The organism is Enterobacter cloacae complex sp. IR5459, assembly GCF_049238005.1.
GTDB classification, from domain to species: Bacteria; Pseudomonadota; Gammaproteobacteria; order Enterobacterales; family Enterobacteriaceae; genus Enterobacter; species Enterobacter hormaechei_C.
Map to the genome: position 1 here is coordinate 99,176 of NZ_JBMKIG010000007.1, position 18,400 is coordinate 117,575.

Below are 18,400 nucleotides of genomic sequence, written 5' to 3' on the forward strand. Positions count from 1 at the left end.
GACTTAATTGCTTGTGGCTTCAGCGGCACCCACGGTTGCAGCCTGGGCTTTCTGCTCTTCGTTTTTAATCAGCGTACGCTCATAGGCGCGCAGGAACGGCAGGTACATCAGCGCCGACATCACCATGCAGACGAGGCACATCACCACCGGGCTCAGCGCCCAGTTCGCCGCCCACGAGGCGCCAATCGGCGCGGGCGTGGTCCACGGGGTTAACGAAACCACCTGAGCCAGCCAGCCGAGTTTAGTTGCGCCGTACGCCAGGCAGGCGTTGACCAGCGGAACGAACACGAACGGGATAAACAGCATCGGGTTCATGATGATCGGCGCGCCGAACAGAATCGGTTCGTTGATGTTAAAGAAGCTTGGCACAACGCCCATTTTGCCGATGGTGCGCAGATGGGTAACGCGGCTACGCAGCAAGAGGAACGCCAGCGGCAGGGTCGAGCCTACGCCGCCAATCAGCAGGTAGTGATCCCAGAAACCTTGCAGATAAACGTGCGGCAGCGCCGCGCCCGCCGCCAGCGCCGCCTGGTTTGCAGAGAGGTTCGCCATCCAGAACGGGTTCATGATGCCGGTGACAATCAGCGACCCGTGGATACCCGCGAACCAGAAGATCTGGCACAGCAGCACGGAGAGCAGAATCGCGGGCAGGGAGTCAGACGCCGACACCAGCGGCTCCAGCAGGTGCATGATCGCCTGCGGGATGATCATCCCGGTCTGCGCTTCAATGAACAGGTTCAGCGGGTGCAGCGTTCCGATCACCACCATCACCGGGATCAGGATCTCAAACGAACGCGCCACGCCGGTCGGCACCTCTTTCGGCAAGCGGATGGTGACGTTGTTCTGCTTCAGCCACGCGTACACGCGGGTGGAGTAGATCGCGGTGATAAGCGCAGTGAAGATCCCCTGGCCGGAGAGATACTGGGTCGAAATTTTGCCATCGGCATAGGGTGCTGCGACCAGCAGGAAGGCCATAAAGGCCAGCAGGCCGGACATCACCGGATCGAGGTTAAACTGACGCCCCAGGCTCGCCCCAATCCCCACCGAGATGAAGAAGGTCATCACGCCCATGCTGAGGTTAAACGGCAGCATCAGCTGTTCGCGGTAGGTCTCGGAGAAATCCAGCCAGCCGCGGGCGAAGCTGTTGGTGGTATCCGCCGAAAACGGCGGGAAGATAAACACCAGCATAAACGAGCCGATGATCATAAACGGCAGCGCGGCGGTAAAGCCGTCGCGGATGGCAATCACATACTTTTGCTGACCCAGCTTCGCGGCCAGCGGGGTAATTGATTGCTCAATGACCGCGACCATAGATTGATATAACGAACTCATGTGAACACCTTTTAGTGTGCCGCTTCGATAAGCGACAGAGCATAGTCCAGTACTTTATCGCCACGCTGCATGCCGTAATCCATCATGTCGATGGGCTGCACCGGAATGCCTTGCGTCGCTGCCTTGTCTGAGAGTGTCTTTAACATGTATTTCACTTGCGGTCCGAGAAGCACCACCTGATAGTGCGGAAACTGCGTATCAAATTCGGATACGCCATACGCATCTATCTTCACGGGCAAGCCCCGTTCTTTTGCAACATCGATCATTTTGCTGACCAGCAGGCTGGTGGACATCCCGGCAGAGCAGCACAGCATAATCTTGAACATCGACAACCATCCTCAAAATGTAAAAAGTTATTGCGAGGATGATTGGACATGATACGGAAACCGGTTTCCATTTATAAAAGACAGAAGTGTGACAACCATCAAGATCCCTTACTTATGAGGCTAATTAACCGGATGTGGGTCACATAATTTGGCTGTTTTGGCATCAAATTGAGTGGAAACGGAAAATCGGTTTCCATGGAAAACGGAAACGGATATACTCCGTTCTGGCTATAATGTGAGCCGTAGCGGTGATGGAAATTACAGACGCCAGTTGCGTCTGACAGGGGAGAGAGATGTCTACAATCAACGATGTATCGCGTCTGGCCGGGGTGTCCAAAGCCACGGTATCACGGGTGTTGAGCGGGTCGCGTGGCGTTAAAGAAGCCAGCCGCCAGGCTGTTCTGAAAGCGGTGGACGAGCTGAACTATCGTCCCAACGTGATCGCCCAGTCGCTGCTCAGCCAGTCGACGGGCTGCATTGGGGTAATTTGCGCGCAGGAAAACATTAACCAGACCACCGGTTACCTGTACGCGCTGGAAAAACACCTCAGCCAGCATCAAAAACATCTGCTGCTGCGTTTCGCACACACGAAAACAGAAGTGATGAACGCCCTTGAAGAACTCTCCTGCGGCTTATGTGATGACATTCTGGTGATTGGCGCGCGTTTCCCGCTGGACGTGGACATGGACAACGTGATTCTGGTCGACTGTATGGAAGCCGATAACGCCAACAGCATACAGTTCGATCACGCGTTCGCGGCTGAAACGGCCTGCAACTATCTCACCAGCCAGGGGCGTCGCCAGATAGCGCTCATCCACCCGCACGGCAGCGGCTTTGCCGATCAGGTGCTGTTGGGTTATAAACATGCGCTGGAGAAAAACTTCCTGCCCTTTAATCGCAACCTCGTGTTTATGGACGCAACTTCATCGTCCGTTGCGCTTCAGGAATTACTCAACAACGCGTCCACGCTGAACTTCAACGCGCTGCTGGTGGCGGATGAGCAGGAAGCCCAGCGGGTGATCCCGCAGTTACAGGCGTTTAATAAATCGGTACCGGAAGACATCATGGTTTTCAGCCTCGGCGGTTCGCTGCATCTGCCGGGTATTCCGGTGATCCCGGCCATTGAGTATTCCATGGACGCCATGGCGGCGCGCATCGTGAGCTGGCTGACAGAGAAAACGCAGATGCTCGGGTCCTACGTTCTGCGCGGGGATTTGATTATTCCGGATGTGCGGAAGCGTTAAACGTGTGATGTAGGCCGGGTAAGCGCAGCGCCACCCGGCGCTCAACCCTCAGTAATCTTCCATACAATCCACCTGACTGACTGCATCCCAGTAGGCGTCCAGGTTGTCACGCTTCACGGCGGTGATGGCGTTTTTGATCAGCAGCTGATTGGCCTCAGACGACAAAATCATCGCCTGCCAGGCCTTATCGCTCTGCTTTTTCTGCGGGGTACAGGTTTTCTTCACATCTTTCAGGACCTGCTGTTTTATTTGCGCCTCTTTCTCCGGAGCGCTCTTCTCCTGCGCGTGAACAAACGCAGCGAAAATCAGGCAAACGAGCAGGCAAACCAGGTGTGCAGATTTCATCGAAACCTCCTTTGAAAGTCACATGCTTCCCCTGAAATATATCGTTACATTCATCAACGCGATTCAAGCCAAAAGTATGAATTTACGCATTCTGCGTGCGAGATCCGATCGCCAGTGCAATGCCATAGCTTACTAACACCGCGAGACTCATTTTCAGCATCGTTTCTCCGCCAATACCCGCGAGAGGCGCTGCGATCCCGCCGAATAAAAACATCAGCATGCCCAGAATGGCTGACGCTGTGCCGGACTCCTTCATGTCGACTGCGCTCATCGCTTCTGAACCCGCAAGGGTGCTGATCCCGCTGTTAAAGGCGACGGTGAAAAAGAGTGCAACCAGTGCCGGAACGGAAAGCTGCATCCACGTAAAGAGCAACGTCAGCCCCGCGCAGGACACCGCCAGAACGAGGCCTGTTCGCATCAATCTTTCCGCCAGATGGCGGCGTGCCAGACGGGAGAAAATCAGCGCTGAGACGATCAGGCCGATACCGTTCACACCGAACAGCAGGCTGAACTGCATGGCGCTCAGGCCATACTCGTTTTGCATCACAAAGGAGGATGCCCCGATATAGGCGAACAGCCCCGCCAGCATGAAGGCCTGGATCAGGCAGTAGCGCATAAAGCGACGATTTTTAAGTACCGTCCTGGCTGTTTGCGTCAGCGATCCCCTGCCCTGTTTCTCTGTGAGGGACTCGCGGATAAAAAGCTGGCAGGCGATCAGCAGCGCCAGACCCGCCCCTGCCATTACCCAGAACAGCATCCGCCAGTCGAAATGCGACGCGATATAGCCACCGAGTACCGGGGACACCACGGGCGCGATGCCGTTGACCGTCATCAGTAGGGCAAAAAACTGCGTTAGCATCGTGCCATGATAGTTATCGCGGGCGATGGAGCGGGCAAGTACGGAGCCGCCCGCCCCGGCAACGCCCTGCACAAATCGCCAGCCGATCAGGGCGTAAATATTCTGCGTGCTGGCACAAAGCACTGAAGCCAGTACAAACAGCAAAAGTGAGAACAGCAGCGGCGTTTTACGTCCGATGCGATCGCTTAGTGGGCCGAAAAAGAGTTGTCCCAGCCCCAGACCAATCAGCGCCGAGGTAAGAGAAAGCTGCGTCAGCGTTGTGGAGGTGTTGAGCTGGGTGGCGATCTCCGGCAGAGCCGGAAGATAAAAATCGGAACACAGCGGCCCGATCGCCGTCAGCAGGCCAAGGATGGCCGCGAAAGAAAAAGAGAGTTTTGCCATAGGTATTTACTCTGATGGCCGGGCAACGTTGCGCCGCCCGGCAGTGATGTTACTGTATCCCGCCGCCCAGCGACTGCCACAGCGTGATGCGGTTTTCCAGGTCGGTTTGCTGCAAGGCAATCAGTGATTCCTGCGCCGACCACAGCGACCGCTGCGCGGTGAGTACCGTCAGATAATCACCCGCGCCAGCCTTGTAACTGCGTGTCGCCACATCCAGCGTTTTTTGCTCCGCCGCCACGTATTCGCGCTGGGCATCAAGCTGTTCACTCAACGTTTCGCGCCGCGCCAGCGCGTCGGCCACGTCCTTGAACGCGCTCTGGATGGTTTTCTCATAGGTCGCAATTAACCCTTTTTTCTCGGCTTCCGCATAGCGCAGCTGCGCCATATTGTTGCCGCCGCTGAACAGCGGCAGGGTGATGGAAGGTGCAAACGACCAGACCTTCATCCCGTGGCTGAACAGGGACGACAGCGAATCGCTGCCGACGCCCGCGCTGGCGGTGAGCGAGATGGTCGGGAAGAAGTTGGCGCGCGCCGCGCCGATGTTGGCGTTGGCGCTCAGCAGGTTGTGTTCCGCCTCCTGAATGTCCGGACGACGCAGCAGCGCGCTGGAGCTAACGCCCGCCGGGATCAGCGTGATGGCGTTGTCGCTCAGGCTCTCCAGCGTGCCGGGTAGCAGGTTCTCGGGCACCGTATCGCCCGCCAGCAGGTTGAGAGCGTTTTTGTCCTGCATCACCAGCGTCTGGTAGCTCGCCACGCTGGCGCGCGCCTGCTGGTAAACCGCCATCGCTTCACTGACGTCCGTTGCCGCTGCCACGCCTACTTCCTGCTGGCGCTTCACAATCTTGAGTGAGTTTGCGGCGCTCTCCAGGGTGGACTTCGCCAGCGCCAGATTGCTGTTATCCGCCGCCAGCGTCACCCAGGCCGTGGTCAGCTCGCTGACCATCGTCAGGCGCGTGTTCTGCGCGGTGAATTCGCTGGCAAGCCAGGTTTCACGCGCGGCACGCGACAGGCTCTGGTTGCGGCCAAACAGATCCAGTTCGAAGCTGGAGACCGCGCCGTTGGCTTCGTCACTTGTCGCGACACCGCTCGCCAGCGTGCGGCTGCGGGTGTGGCTCAGTTCCGCGTCCACCGTCGGGAACAGGGACGAGCGCGTTTCGCCATACTGGGCACGGGCGGCGTCGATATCCGCAATCGCTTTTTGCACGTCGCGGTTGCTGTTGAGCGCCATCGTCACCACGCTTTTCAACCGCGCATCATTCATCACCTGCTGCCACTGGCTCACCACGGCGTTGGCTTCGCCATGGGCGCCAGGCAACGTCGCCGGGACGGGGGCGTCCGGGCGCTGATACGTGGGATCTAATGACACACAGCCCGCGCTCAGCAGCGCTAACGTTAATACGGTTACACGAAACATTATGACCTCCGGTTTGCGTGCTTACCGGAGAACAGACGTTTCACCAGTACAAAGAATAAAGGAACAAAGAAGATGGCCAGCAGCGTCGCGGCCAGCGTCCCGCCGATAATACCGGTACCGATCGCCACGCGGCTGTTGGCCCCGGCGCCGGTGGCAATCGCCAGCGGCGTCACGCCTGCGATAAACGCCAGCGAGGTCATGATGATCGGACGCAGACGCGTCTGGGCGGCCCGCAGGGCGGCGCGCGTCAGGGAGTAGCCTTCGGCCACTTTGGCTTCGGCAAACTCGACAATCAGAATGGCGTTCTTCGACGACAGACCGATGGTGGTCAGCAGCGCCACCTGGAAATAGACGTCGTTGTTCAGGCCGCGCAGGGAGGCGGCAACCGCCGCGCCCAGCACCCCTAGCGGGATCACCATGATGACCGAAATCGGTACTGACCAGCTCTCATACAGCGCTGCCAGGCACAGGAACACCACCAGGATCGAGAGGGCATAAAGGCTCATCGCCTGGCCGCTCGCCAGTTTTTCCTGCAACGACAAACCGCTCCACGCCCATGTGCTGCCGGACGGCAGGCTGTTTGCCAACTGCTCCATTTTGCTCATCGCCGTGCCGGAGCTGGCGCCACTGGCGTTTTCGCCCTGAATCTCATACGCCGCCGAGCCGTTGTAGCGCACCAGGCTTTCCGGGCCGTACTCCCAGCGGGTGGTGGCGAAGGCGGAGAACGGTGTCATGGTGCTGTCGCTGCCGCGCACATACCACTTGTTGAGATCCGACGGCACGGCGCGATAGTCGCTGTCGCCCTGGATGTAGACCTTTTTCACGCGGCCGCGATCGATAAAGTCGTTCACGTAGGTCCCGCCCCAGGCGCTGGAGAGGGTGTCGGTGACGTCGCTCAGGGACAGCCCCAGCGACACGGCTTTGTTGTTATCGATATCCACCTGAAGCTGCGGCATCTGCGGCAGATCGTTGGCGCGCACGGCGTGCAGCGAGTTGTCCTGGTTGGCTTCGCCAATCAGCTGGTTACGCAGTTTCAGCAGCGCGTCGCGGTCGGTGCCGCCGCTGGCCATCAGCTCAAAGGTAAAGCCGTTGCTCTGGCCTAAACCATCCACCGCCGGGGGCGTCATGGCGAAAATTGTGGCATCCCGAATGGTGCTCAGCTCCTGCGTGGCGCGCAGGGCAATGGCCTGGGCGGTATTCTCATCGCCTTTGCGCTCTGACCAGTTTTTCAGGGAGACGAACGCCATCCCGGCGTTCTGGCCGCTGCCGCTGAAGCTGAAGCCTTCAATGGTGAAGATCACGTCGGTATTGGCTTTCTCTTTGGTGAGGAACCACTCGCGTACCTGGCGGCTTACCTCGGCGGTACGCACCGCGGTTGCGCCGGCAGGCAGGGTGTACTGCACCATGATTTCACCCTGGTCTTCGGTTGGCAGGAAGCTGCCCGGCAGTTTTAGCATGGCGAACCCCATCGCGCCGCAGAGCAGGGCGTAGATCACCAGCATGCCACCGGAACGGCGCAGGGCGCGCAGCACCTTGTTCTGATAGCTGTGCTCGGTCTTACTGTAGAAGCGGTTAAACGCGCCGAAGAAGCCCTTTTTGTGCGGAGCGGTGTGATTCAGGATCGAGCCGCACAGCGCGGGCGTCAGGGTCAGCGCCACCACCACGGAGAGGAACATCGCCGAAATAATGGTGACCGAGAACTGGCGGTAAATGACCCCGGTAGAGCCGCCGAAGAAGGCCATCGGCAGGAATACCGCAGAGAGCACCAGCGCAATGGCGATCAGCGCGCCGGAAATTTCGCCCATCGATTTTTCGGTCGCTTCCCGGGCGGGCAGCCCTTCGTCGCGCATAATACGCTCGACATTTTCCACCACCACGATGGCGTCATCCACCAAAAGCCCTATCGCCAGCACCATCGCAAATAGCGTCAGGGTGTTGATGGAGTAACCGAACAGCGCCAGCACGCCGAAGGTGCCCAGCAGCACCACCGGCACCGCCAGCGCCGGGATCAGCGTCGCACGGATGTTTTGCAGGAACAGGTACATCACCACCACCACGAGGATAATGGCTTCGAACAGGGTCTGAATCACGTCCTCAACGGAGATCTTGATGAACTCGGTGCTGTCTTTCGGGTAGGCCACGTCGTAGCCTTCCGGCATCGACTTTTTGAACTCGGCGATCTTATCTTTTACCGCCGTGGCGGTGTTAAGCGCGTTGGCGCCCGGTGAGAGCATCACCGCCATACCCGCCGCCGGGTGGCCGTTCAGCTTCGCGGTGGCGGTGTAATCTTCGCTGCCCATCTCCACGCGCGCGACGTCGCTGATGCGCACCACCGCACCGTTGGACTGGCTCTTGACGATGATCTTTTTGAACTCATCGACCGTTTGCAGACGCGACTGAGCGCGGACGGTGGCGGTCAGCTGTTGGGCGTTCGACGAGGGCAGCGCGCCGATTTTACCGGCGGAAACCTGCACGTTCTGCGCTTCAATCGCGCTCTGCACGTCGGAGGGCATCAGCGAGTACGACGCCAGCTTCGCCGGGTCGAGCCAGATGCGCATCGCGTATTCTGCACCGAACACCTGTAGGCTACCGACGCCATCCACGCGCGCCAGCGGATCCTGCATATTACTCACCAGCCAGTCGGCGATATCCGAGCTGCTGGCGGTGTCGGTTTTGTCATATACGCCCATGATCAGCAGGAAGTTGCTCTGGGATTTTTCGACGGTGATCCCGGACTGCTGCACCTCGGTCGGCAGGCGCGATTCCGCCTGCTGGACTTTGTTCTGCACCTGTACCTGAGCGGTGTCCGGATCGGTTCCCTGTTCAAACGTGACGTTAATACTCACCGACCCGTCCGAGCTGCTGGTGGAGGTGAAGTAGAGCAGGTTATCCAGCCCGGTGAGCTGCTGCTCGATCACCTGCGTCACGCTGTTTTCCAGCGTCTGTGCGGAGGCACCGGTATAGGTGGCGGAGATTTTGATCGACGGCGGAGCCACGTCCGGGTACTGCGCAACGGGCAGCGTGCGGATCGCCAGCATTCCGGCGAGCATGATGAGAATGGCGATAACCCAGGCAAAGACCGGGCGACGCACGAAGAAACGGGAAAACATCAGGCGTTTCCTCCGTTGGTTTTCATCTCTTCAGCTTTCACTTCCTGCCCGGCGGTGACTTTATCGGTGCCTTCCACAATCAGCTTATCGCCAGCCTTCAAACCGCTCAGCACCAGCCATTTGTCGCCGTAGGTGTCACCCGTCTCCAGCTGACGCTGTTCGACCTTGTTGCTGGCGTTCACCACCAGCGCGGTGGCGGTGCCTTTGGCGTCGCGAGTGATGCCCTGCTGCGGGGCGAGGATCGCGTCATTCATGATGCCTTCATCCACTCTGGCGCGGACGAACATGCCCGGCAGAAGCTGATGCTGCGGGTTCGGGAAGACGGCGCGCAGGGTAACTGAGCCGGTAGACTCATCCACCGCCACTTCGGTCAGCGCCAGGCGGCCTTTTTCGCTGTAGCTGCTGCCGTCTTCGAGAATCAACGACACGTTCAGCGTATCGCTGTTGCTGGCGAGGGTTTGCTTGCGTAAACGCAGCAGATCGGCGCTGGAACGGGTTAAATCGACGTACATACTGTCCAGCCCGCGAATGGTGGCCAGCGCGGTATCCTGCTGGGCGGTCACCAGCGCGCCAGGAGTCACAGAGGAGATGCCGATACGTCCGGCAATCGGCGCGGTGACGGTGGTCCAGTTGAGGTTAATGCGGGCGCTTTCCAGCGCGGCTTTCTTTGACTCGACGCTGGCCTTGTCCTGCGCACAGGTGGACTTCGCGTCTTCCGCATCCTGACGTGATACGCCGTCGTCCTTCACCAGCTGCGCATAGCGTCGGGCTTTCTGGCAGTCGGCCTGCACCAGCGCCTGCGCCTGTTTCAGTGCGGCGGCAGCTTCATTATAAGCGGCGCGGTAGCTGGAAGGATCGATCTGATACAGCGCCTGCCCGGCCTTGACCGTATCGCCTTCGGTGAAGAGCCGTTTCTGAATAATGCCGCCCACCTGAGGGCGCACTTCGGCGCTCATCGCGGCGGCGGTGCGGCCGGTCAGCTCGCTAACGACGGACACCGGCTGGCTCATGAGTGTGACAATCCCCACTTCCGGAAGAGGACGTTGAGGAGCAGATGTTTGCGCATTATCGCACCCTGTCAGGAGGAGTAATGCTGCGATGGAGGTTGTTATGGTTTTCATAATCTTTTTCCAGGGTGAACGAAGCCTGCCCTGTTAATCGCTTAACAGGGAGGAGGGCTAATTAAAAGCACAGCGATCCCGCATCTCTGGCAGAGCCAGAAATGAAAAAAGGGAAATTAATTATTTCCGCTAATTATTCACATGCGATTACTTCGCAGAGAAAAGCATATTTAAAATATTCTGGTATATGGGCTCTAATTGTTCTGACGGTACTTTTAAAGGCGTGAGTCGACGGTAAATCGTGCCTTCGATCATCACAGCGGTAATCTCCACGCAGCAGCGAATATGCTCATCGCTCAGGTGGGGGAACTGCTTTTTAAGGTGCTCACAGGCGTTGGCGAACATGCGGGCTTCGGCTTCGATCAGCATGTTTGCCACCAGCGGATTGCGCGTGGCCTCTGCGGACATTTCGAGCATTAGCGCGTCATCATCTTCGTTAAGCGTCTGGCGCCAGGCAAGCGCCTGCGGCATCCCTTCAACCAGGGTTTTGCCCTGCATCTCCTCAATACGTGAGTCGATAATGCGCCGGATCATCTCTTCAATGATCGCGTCTTTGTTACTGAAATAGCGATAGATTTGTCCGACGCTGAGCCTGGCTTCGCTGGCGATCTGCGACATGCTGGCAGCGTGAAATCCACTGGCGCGAAAGCAGCGGCGCGCGGCGGTGATGATTTCGTCCTGCCGTAGTTTTTGTCGTTCTTCCAGCTTTGTGCTCATCGTCGGCTACCGTAAAAAGTGAGAATGATCGTTCTCATTATACGTTTTCGGAGCCTATTGGAAAGGTTTTTTTTATTTACATATTGAATGAATATTTCCTTGTTTAAACAATGGAGGAAATAAGGAGTTTTTATGAAGGTTAAGCTGTGAGATATTCAGATTGCGCTGAAAATAAGGAGAGATTTATGCACCTGAGCATTACAGATAAAGTCACGGCTGAAGAAAAAGAAGAATTATTAACGGGGCTAAGAGCCTATAACGCGCAGTATTTAGATCTGGCGACGTTTAGTGGCGATATTGGCGTATATATGCGAGACGACAATGGCGTCATGCTGGGCGGGTTAATCGGCGTACGGAAAGGCGACTGGCTGAACATCGACTATCTGTGGGTCAGTGACAGCGTGCGGGGTACGGGTGTGGGAAGCCAGCTTATCAAAACGGCTGAAGAGGAGGCCCGTCGCAAAGGCTGTCGTCACGCGCTGGTGGATACGGTCAGCTTCCAGGCGCGTCCGTTCTATGAAAAACAGGGTTATCAGGTGCAGATGTCCTTGCAGGATTACCCTTATCAGGGAATGCAGAGACACTATCTGTCCAAAAATCTTTAACCGCCGATCCCGGTGCCTATCACGGCTAACACGTGGCGCACCACGATCTCCGGCGAGAGGGCGCTAAGCCTCTCGTCATTGCGCATGCGGGAGAACGGCACCAGCACCAGGCTCAGCAGCGTAGTGAACAGCAGTTCGGGGGCCAGCGCCGGATTCAGCTTTCCTTCCTGCTGCCAGCCTTTGATGGTTGCCAGCGTGGTGTGATATTTCTCATCGCCAAAGCGTGCCTGCAAATGGGTGCGCAGTACCGGCATCTCGCCAATCACCTCCTGCATCCACAGCGGGGCAAACCAGCGATACTTTTCCGCCAGTTCGGCCAGCACCCTGACCATTTCCGTCAGGGCATCCACCGGCGAATCCCGGTTGTCGGCGAAAATCGCCCCGATCCGCTCGCGTAACGGCAGGAAGCGCTCCTCAATCATCGCATCCAGCAACTGTTCTCTGGAGTTGAAGTAGTAGTGCAGCATGGCGGGCGTCACGCCTGCTTCGCGGGCAATAGCGTTCAACGACGTATTGGCGATCCCCTGGCGGGAAAAGAGATTCAGGGCGATATCCAGCAGCTGTTCACGGCTGGCGGTAACGCGCTTGCCGCCGCGTGGCCGACCGGGGCGGCGGGGTTCAGAATTGTCCTTTTGTGCTGACATGGTCACCGTATCTCTTGATCTTATTCATCACTTCCACAAATATTAATTATACGATTAATTAATTTCAAGTGATGTCTTATGGAGTCCGACGTAATGACTCAACCTGCGAAAAAGGCGCCGTCGATTAAGCTGCTGTTCAGCGCACTCCTGCTGGTGATGCTGCTCTCGGCGCTGGATCAGACCATTGTTTCCACCGCGCTGCCGACCATCGTGGGTGAGCTGGGCGGGCTGGATAAACTCTCGTGGGTGGTAACGGCCTATATCCTCAGTTCGACCATCGTGGTGCCGCTGTACGGCAAATTCGGCGATCTGTTTGGCCGAAAAATCGTTCTGCAAATCGCGATTGTGCTGTTCCTTGTAGGGTCCGCGCTGTGCGGTCTGGCGCAGAACATGACCCAGCTGGTGCTGATGCGCGCCCTGCAAGGGCTGGGGGGCGGCGGTCTGATGGTGATCAGCATGGCTGCCGTGGCGGACGTGATCCCGCCTGCCGATCGGGGTCGCTATCAGGGGTTGTTTGGCGGCGTGTTTGGCCTGGCGACGGTGATAGGGCCGCTGATCGGCGGGTTTATCGTTCAGCACGCATCCTGGCGCTGGATTTTCTACATCAACCTGCCGCTGGGGCTGTTTGCCCTGCTGGTGATTGGCGCGGTTTTCCACGGCAGCGCGCGGCGCAGCAAGCATGAGATTGACTACCTGGGGGCGATTTACCTCAGCATGGCGTTGCTGTGCATCATTCTGTTTACCACCGAGGGCGGGACGATCCGCCAATGGAGCGACCCGCAGCTGTGGTGTATTCTGGCCTTCGGCCTGACGGGGATCGCCGGGTTTATCTACGAAGAGCGGCTGGCGTGGGAGCCGATTATCCCGCTGTCGCTCTTCCGCGACCGCAGCTTCCTGCTCTGTAGCCTGATCGGTTTTATTATCGGCATGTCGCTGTTTGGCTCCGTCACTTTCCTGCCGCTCTATTTACAGGTGGTAAAAGACGCCACGCCGACGCAGGCCGGTTTGCAGCTCATCCCCCTGATGGGGGGGCTGTTGCTCACCTCCATCATCAGCGGGCGCATCATCAGCCGTACCGGGAAATATCGTCTGTTCCCGATCCTCGGCACGCTGCTCGGCGTGGTGGGGATGATGTTACTGACGCGCATTTCAATCACCTCTCCAACCTGGCAGCTTTACCTGTTTACCGGCGTGCTGGGCATGGGGCTGGGACTGGTGATGCAGGTGCTGGTGCTGGCGGTGCAAAACAGCGTGTCAGCCGATCAATACGGCGTCGCGACGTCTGGGGTGACGCTGTTCCGCTCCATTGGCGGGGCGATTGGCGTTGCGCTGTTTGGCGCGGTGTTCACCCATATTCTGCAATCAGGTCTGATCGACAGGCTGCCTGAAGGGGCGGAACTGCCGCGTGAACTTAATCCCGTTGCCATACACCATCTGCCTGATGCCCTGCGTCTGGACTATCTGGATGCGTTCGGCTCGGCGATCCATGCGGTGTTCATGCTGGCGGCGGGGATTATGGTGCTGGCGTTTGTGTTGTCGTGGTTTTTGCGCGAAGCGCCGCTGCGTCGGCAGGCGTGAGGTTAGCGGTTCTGCTTGCGCCTGGACTACCGTAGCCTGATGCCCATCGCCCGGTGGCGCTACGCTTACCGGGCCTACACTTCCCCCGTCACGTAGGCCGGGTAAGCGCAGCGCCACCCGGCAACAGGCCGCATATAACTTAACCGTCTTACTGATTCCTTTTCGTTTTTTAGCCTGCCGTCTCGTTGTCGATATAGTCTTCAAAACGTCTTTCAAAAGGAACTGTCTCGTGAAACTTCGAATGGGTGTGCTTCTCCTGACTGGCCTGCTGCTCGCGGGCTGTGACCAGGGCGGCAATGATGCCAGACACATTAAAGTCGGCGTAATCAATGGCGCTGAGCAGGACGTGGCGGAAGTCGCCAAAAAGGTGGCAAAGGAGAAATACGGTCTGGATGTTGAGCTGGTGGGCTTTAGCGGCTCGCTGCTACCCAACGATGCCACCAACCAGGGCGAACTGGACGCCAACGTCTTCCAGCATCGCCCTTTCCTTGCAGAAGATAACAAGGCGCACAATTACAAGCTGGTCGCCGTGGCCAATACCTTCGTCTTCCCGATGGCGGGTTACTCCCGAAAGATTAAATCGGTGTCTGAGCTGAAGGACGGCGCAACCATTGCGATTCCAAACGATCCCACCAACCTTGGTCGCGCGCTGTTGCTGCTGCAAAAAGAGAAGCTGATTACCCTTAAACCGGATGTTGGCCTGCTGCCAACGGCGCTGGATATTACCGCGAACCCGAAAAACTTACAGATTATGGAGCTGGAAGGGGCGCAGCTGCCGCGCGTGCTGGACGATCCGAAAGTGGATGTGGCCATCATCAGTACCACCTATCTCCAGCAAACGGGGCTGTCTCCGGTACACGACAGCGTCTTTATTGAAGACAAAAACTCACCCTATGTGAATATTGTGGTCACGCGTGAAGACAACAAAGACGCTGAAAACGTGAAGGAATTTATCCAGTCCTATCAGTCGCCGGAAGTGGCGAAAGCGGCAGAGACCCTTTTTAACGGTGGCGCGGTGCCGGGCTGGTAAGCCCCGGTAAAAAGGCCAGCGCTCCGCTGGCCGTCAAAGCGTTACGCGGGCATCGGTTCGGCTTTCGGGCCACAGAAAACCCTGGCCAGACTGTGCGCCGGACGCGCGGGCGCGCGCCAGATCCCGCGAATTCTCGATGCCTTCGATAAGAATTGATTGCGCGATACCTGTCCTGACCTCCTGCACAAACGGGGCAAGCGGCGCGCGCTCGCGCAGTGCTGAACGGTCAATTTTTACCCCATCCAGCGGTAGCGCAAGCCGCGCGAACGCCTCAGCCAACTCCCGGGTTAAATCGTCCAGCCAGATTTGCCATCCCGCCTCTTTTAACCGAACAAGCGTGGCATGAAAACGACGTTGCTCAGCCTCGCTCAGCCGTGTGATGGTCAGGGGATCCTGAATTTCAATCGTTAACCGCTGCTGATGGCGTAACGCCAGCAACAACCGGATAGCGCGTTCGTCGAGAAGGTGTTCTGCCGGAAGGTTTAGCCAGTAAGCGTCCCGGGCGGGTATCTGTAACAGGGTGTTGGCCTGCCAGAAGCAGATTTGCAGCGCGCTGCGCGAGGGCAGCGAGGCAAACAGCACCTCAAGATTGACGTTATGGATCTCCACGAGAACTTCATGCGCGAACACCTGGCCCGAATGAAGATCGACAAGCGGCTGGAAGCGCAGCCCTGAGATACGTTGCAACAGGGGAGAGGGAAGAACGGTATACATGGAACAGCCTTCAGGAAATGAAAAAAAGGTTCCCGCGGACACGGGAACAAAAGGCAAACGACACACGGTCAAATTCTTAATTCAGGATCCAGCGAATGCTCTGGTAAAACGAGGGGCCACGCACGGCTTTAAGCTTGTTCATGGCGTTGTTCTTATAAAAGTAAACCAGCCTGACGTTACACCCCAGCTGACGGGCGATTTGCTTGGTTTTGAGATTACAGGAATAGCCGCGCAATACGCTGGCCTCCTCGCTGGACAGCCTCGCCGGGGTGCGTAAGCGGGTCGTCATGCCTACGTTGTAACGGCCAGACTCTTGCGGCGTCTGGCTCATCAGTATTTGCCACAGCGCTTTGATATCCCCCAGGGAGACTCTTTTGCTGATGACCCCATCAACATGTTTGAATTTCAAATAGCCGGCGGATAACGAATAGATATAGATCTTCGCCGTCACTTGTTTCTGTTTAATGCAGAGAATGTCGTCATTTGTCGTCACCCGGAAATGACGCGTATTCAACGGATCATAAATGATGATATCAAAGAGTTGTTCACTCATAGCAAGTTCTTCGATATGGGTAAACCCATGGAAAATAACGTCGTGTTTTTCATCAGGCTCACGCTTTCCAAGCGATTGCAGGCCAATCATCGTGAATTCGCAGCTGTCAACAACGGCAACGTGAATTGTTTTTTTATTTTGCATTGGCATTCTCCTTTCGCTGAGTAAACAGTCCATATAAGAGAAAATGGCGGTTCGCACTCTCTTATTAAAAGAATAGCGAGCACTTTTTTAAATAACGCGATGCGATGGCATCAATGTAAGCCAATACAAACCGGCGAGTAAAGCTGATGCCAATTATTAGAAGAAGATAAAATTGAAAAATGGTTTTAATGGTATATGTAATTGTTTTAATCTTCTTATAATATTCATGACAGGTTTTTATTCTGTAAAGGAGTGGATATTAAGTGTCAGGTAGTTGATTAATGGAGTTGATACACTGTTTTATCAGTGGGTTATTGCTGTTTCTGTGAGAAAAGTTGTGATCGTGGCAGGATTATCGACAGGGCTTAATCTGCGAGAGGAAACGGCGTGCAGAATAAAATAGAATTTTTTCTATAAATTTAATGTCCTTGTTCAGATTTTTGGGCCTGAGAAGGATAAAATCCTGGCGCGAAGAGGTTGTGAGTGGTGAGTACATAAACTATTATCATTTTCCTCCGGTCACGAGAATTTAGAAAAGACATGAATAATACTGAACGTATCGTAAGGGTAATGGTGTTTTATAAAATAAATATATTTAAAGAGATAATATTCCGGGCGCTCCAGGATCTTTTACCCGATTACGTACTGAACATTACTCAGGTCGATTCCACAGAACAGGCGCTGGCGGCGGTGGCGGATAATAGCGTGGATGTTTTCTTCACTGAATTTAATTATCTGCTTAATCATAAAGAGTGGAGTGCGGAGGTCAGCAGCCGTTTTACATCTTTATGTAAAACCCATCACGTCAGGCGTGTTCTGTTGGTGCCCGAGCTGCCTTACGGGCTGTTAAAAAAAGTTCTGGAGATGAAATTTGAATTAACCATCAGTCAGCAGGATGAATTGACTGAACTGAAAAAGGAATTACCCGCGTTGCTCATGGCGGACGGGCAAAAACCGTCGATCTCTTCGTGGCTCAGGCGGGTAATGCGGTCCGGCTCCCGGGCGCGCTCCATCCTCTCGGCCAGAGAGTGGGAGGTGCTTCATCTTATTGTGGAAGGATTTTCAACGACGGAGATTGCCCGTCATCGAAACCGTTCGGTCAGTACTATTGCGACGCAGAAGCATAATGCGATGAAAAAGCTGAATCTTTCCAACCACAGCGAACTGATTAAGTATGTGCAGGCGGTTGGAAAGATGGAGGAATAGTCCACATCAGGGGTAGATAATATTCAGCGTAGCCGATGTATTGATCTTACCCTGGCTCACCTGGGCGGGTGCCCACACGTAATAGTACGCCGCCATCGGAAGGGTGAAATGTTCGTCCAGCGCCGCGCCAGCCGCCACGCTGAAGATCATTGTGGCGTTGCCACGGCTGGTGGTCGAGGTAGAGAAGGTCACCGGCGTTTGCGGGGCGTCACGTTTTATCAGGCGGAGCCCCACGCCCTGCGCCGCGCTACTGCTGCTGTCGATCAGCACCGAGCTGTCGGTCGAAAGCAGCTGCGTGCTGGACAGAAACATCTCAATTGCCCGATCGGAATTGCCATTAACCCCGACGTTCTGACAGCTCATGTTCAGTGAAAAAGGCGTCAGCCCCGGCTGTGAGGATGCACTGAGCTGGGGAATGCCGAGCGTCGGCAGCGCCACGGTCAGCCCCGCATTATCAAAGGAACAGGTAGTCAGTTTTGGCGCGTATTTGATGATCATCGGCTGACCAAACATATCGCGGTTGTCGTAAGGCCACTTGAACCCGCTGAATAACCACTGCGCTATCTTGATGACCTGATTGATTGGCCAGGTGATGATTTCCCAGATAGATAACCCGCTCATGTCGCTGACGAACAGAACGTCGCTCATGTTCGCCGTATCCCCCGTCAGGGTGGTGCCGCTCTGGTTAACGAGGGTGAAGCGAACCGTAAACGGTGTATTCAGCTCAGACGCCGTATGGCTACCGCTGGCAGACAGGGTTTTATTGGCCGGGGGATTGGTGATCTCCGCCCGCACCATATACTTGTTGTTGCTGAATCCGAGGATGGTCGCGTATTTGCTGTCGGTCGAGAGGATCGGCGTGTAAGAAAATTCGCTATTACCCGTCGTACAGTTGAACGAGCCGCTGTACTGGGTGGTGAAGCTGCCGGTCCATGTGGGCGTGGCCGGGCTCAGCTTATCCGATAAATCAATGGTAATCGGTGTGCCATAAACGATGCTGCTGCCGGAGCAGGTGGCATAGCTCATCCCGCTAACGCTGGTGAGGAGCAGGAACATGAATGATCGTAACATTTTGAT

At 56.3% G+C, this 18,400-nt stretch carries 17 protein-coding genes; 5 read left to right on the top strand and 12 right to left on the bottom strand.

From position 1 onward, the window contains the following. Positions 1–3: 3 nt before the first annotated feature. Positions 4–1,332 (bottom strand): PTS cellobiose transporter subunit IIC, encoded by a 1,329-nt coding sequence (locus ACOTX4_RS15715; protein WP_003861036.1) that lies wholly within the window; start codon positions 1,330–1,332, stop codon positions 4–6. An 11-nt stretch (positions 1,333–1,343) separates the two neighbouring features. Beyond that, a complete protein-coding gene (locus ACOTX4_RS15720) occupies positions 1,344–1,658 on the bottom strand; it encodes a PTS sugar transporter subunit IIB (protein WP_003861034.1) in 315 nt (104 codons plus the stop codon). Positions 1,659–1,951: 293 nt separating this feature from the next. On the opposite strand from ACOTX4_RS15720, the gene ACOTX4_RS15725 reads away from it, so the two are divergent. Then, on the top strand, positions 1,952–2,902 hold the full coding sequence (locus tag ACOTX4_RS15725; protein ID WP_003861033.1) for a LacI family DNA-binding transcriptional regulator: 951 nt from the start codon (positions 1,952–1,954) through the stop codon (positions 2,900–2,902). A gap of 48 nt (positions 2,903–2,950) precedes the next feature. On the opposite strand, the gene ACOTX4_RS15730 is transcribed toward ACOTX4_RS15725, so the two are convergent. The 6 genes from ACOTX4_RS15730 to ACOTX4_RS15755 all read right to left on the bottom strand — a co-directional run bounded on the left by ACOTX4_RS15730 (position 2,951) and on the right by ACOTX4_RS15755 (position 10,849). Further along, the gene (locus ACOTX4_RS15730; RefSeq protein WP_003861030.1) at positions 2,951–3,247 is read right to left on the bottom strand and encodes a YicS family protein; all 297 of its coding nucleotides are present in this window, start codon (positions 3,245–3,247) and stop codon (positions 2,951–2,953) included. Between the two features lie 82 nt (positions 3,248–3,329). Continuing rightward, positions 3,330–4,487 (bottom strand): multidrug effflux MFS transporter, encoded by a 1,158-nt coding sequence (locus ACOTX4_RS15735; RefSeq protein WP_045332989.1) that lies wholly within the window; start codon positions 4,485–4,487, stop codon positions 3,330–3,332. Positions 4,488–4,536: 49 nt separating this feature from the next. After that, the gene (locus ACOTX4_RS15740; RefSeq protein ID WP_017694001.1) at positions 4,537–5,901 is read right to left on the bottom strand and encodes an efflux transporter outer membrane subunit; all 1,365 of its coding nucleotides are present in this window, start codon (positions 5,899–5,901) and stop codon (positions 4,537–4,539) included. After that, on the bottom strand, positions 5,901–9,011 hold the full coding sequence (locus ACOTX4_RS15745; protein ID WP_045332988.1) for an efflux RND transporter permease subunit: 3,111 nt from the start codon (positions 9,009–9,011) through the stop codon (positions 5,901–5,903). The genes ACOTX4_RS15740 and ACOTX4_RS15745 overlap by 1 nt, the downstream gene beginning before the upstream one ends. After that, positions 9,011–10,132, bottom strand: a complete 1,122-nt coding sequence (locus ACOTX4_RS15750) for an efflux RND transporter periplasmic adaptor subunit (RefSeq protein WP_022650108.1) — start codon at positions 10,130–10,132, stop codon at positions 9,011–9,013. Before ACOTX4_RS15750 ends, ACOTX4_RS15745 begins: the two co-directional genes overlap by 1 nt. A gap of 147 nt (positions 10,133–10,279) precedes the next feature. Continuing rightward, entirely contained in the window at positions 10,280–10,849 is a 570-nt protein-coding gene (locus ACOTX4_RS15755) for a TetR/AcrR family transcriptional regulator (RefSeq protein ID WP_022646570.1), read from the bottom strand. Between the two features lie 185 nt (positions 10,850–11,034). On the opposite strand from ACOTX4_RS15755, the gene ACOTX4_RS15760 reads away from it, so the two are divergent. After that, complete coding sequence (locus ACOTX4_RS15760) at positions 11,035–11,454, top strand: GNAT family N-acetyltransferase (RefSeq protein ID WP_022650109.1); 420 nt, start codon at positions 11,035–11,037, stop codon at positions 11,452–11,454. Here the strand turns inward: ACOTX4_RS15760 and ACOTX4_RS15765 are convergent. Beyond that, entirely contained in the window at positions 11,451–12,098 is a 648-nt protein-coding gene (locus tag ACOTX4_RS15765; protein ID WP_003861018.1) for a TetR/AcrR family transcriptional regulator, read from the bottom strand. The genes ACOTX4_RS15760 and ACOTX4_RS15765 overlap by 4 nt on opposite strands. Positions 12,099–12,176: 78 nt before the next feature. Here ACOTX4_RS15765 and ACOTX4_RS15770 point away from each other — a divergent pair, with 78 nt between their 5' ends. After that, positions 12,177–13,676 carry an MDR family MFS transporter gene (locus tag ACOTX4_RS15770; RefSeq protein WP_032608159.1) on the top strand — a complete coding sequence of 500 codons (1,500 nt, stop codon included), beginning with the start codon at positions 12,177–12,179 and terminating at the stop codon, positions 13,674–13,676. Between the two features lie 229 nt (positions 13,677–13,905). Beyond that, positions 13,906–14,706, top strand: coding sequence for a lipoprotein NlpA (gene nlpA, locus ACOTX4_RS15775; RefSeq protein WP_023323935.1), 801 nt, complete (start codon positions 13,906–13,908; stop codon positions 14,704–14,706). A gap of 33 nt (positions 14,707–14,739) precedes the next feature. Here the strand turns inward: nlpA and ACOTX4_RS15780 are convergent, their stop codons facing one another. Further along, on the bottom strand, positions 14,740–15,420 hold the full coding sequence (locus ACOTX4_RS15780) for an EAL domain-containing protein (RefSeq protein ID WP_045332987.1): 681 nt from the start codon (positions 15,418–15,420) through the stop codon (positions 14,740–14,742). 76 nt (positions 15,421–15,496) lie between these two features. After that, complete coding sequence (locus ACOTX4_RS15785) at positions 15,497–16,117, bottom strand: LuxR C-terminal-related transcriptional regulator (RefSeq protein WP_015570093.1); 621 nt, start codon at positions 16,115–16,117, stop codon at positions 15,497–15,499. Positions 16,118–16,687: 570 nt separating this feature from the next. On the opposite strand from ACOTX4_RS15785, the gene ACOTX4_RS15790 reads away from it, so the two are divergent. After that, on the top strand, positions 16,688–17,323 hold the full coding sequence (locus ACOTX4_RS15790) for a LuxR C-terminal-related transcriptional regulator (RefSeq protein WP_045332986.1): 636 nt from the start codon (positions 16,688–16,690) through the stop codon (positions 17,321–17,323). 6 nt (positions 17,324–17,329) lie between these two features. Here ACOTX4_RS15790 and ACOTX4_RS15795 read toward each other — a convergent pair whose 3' ends face one another. Then, positions 17,330–18,394, bottom strand: a complete 1,065-nt coding sequence (locus tag ACOTX4_RS15795) for a fimbrial protein (protein WP_022650114.1) — start codon at positions 18,392–18,394, stop codon at positions 17,330–17,332. Positions 18,395–18,400: the final 6 nt, after the last annotated feature.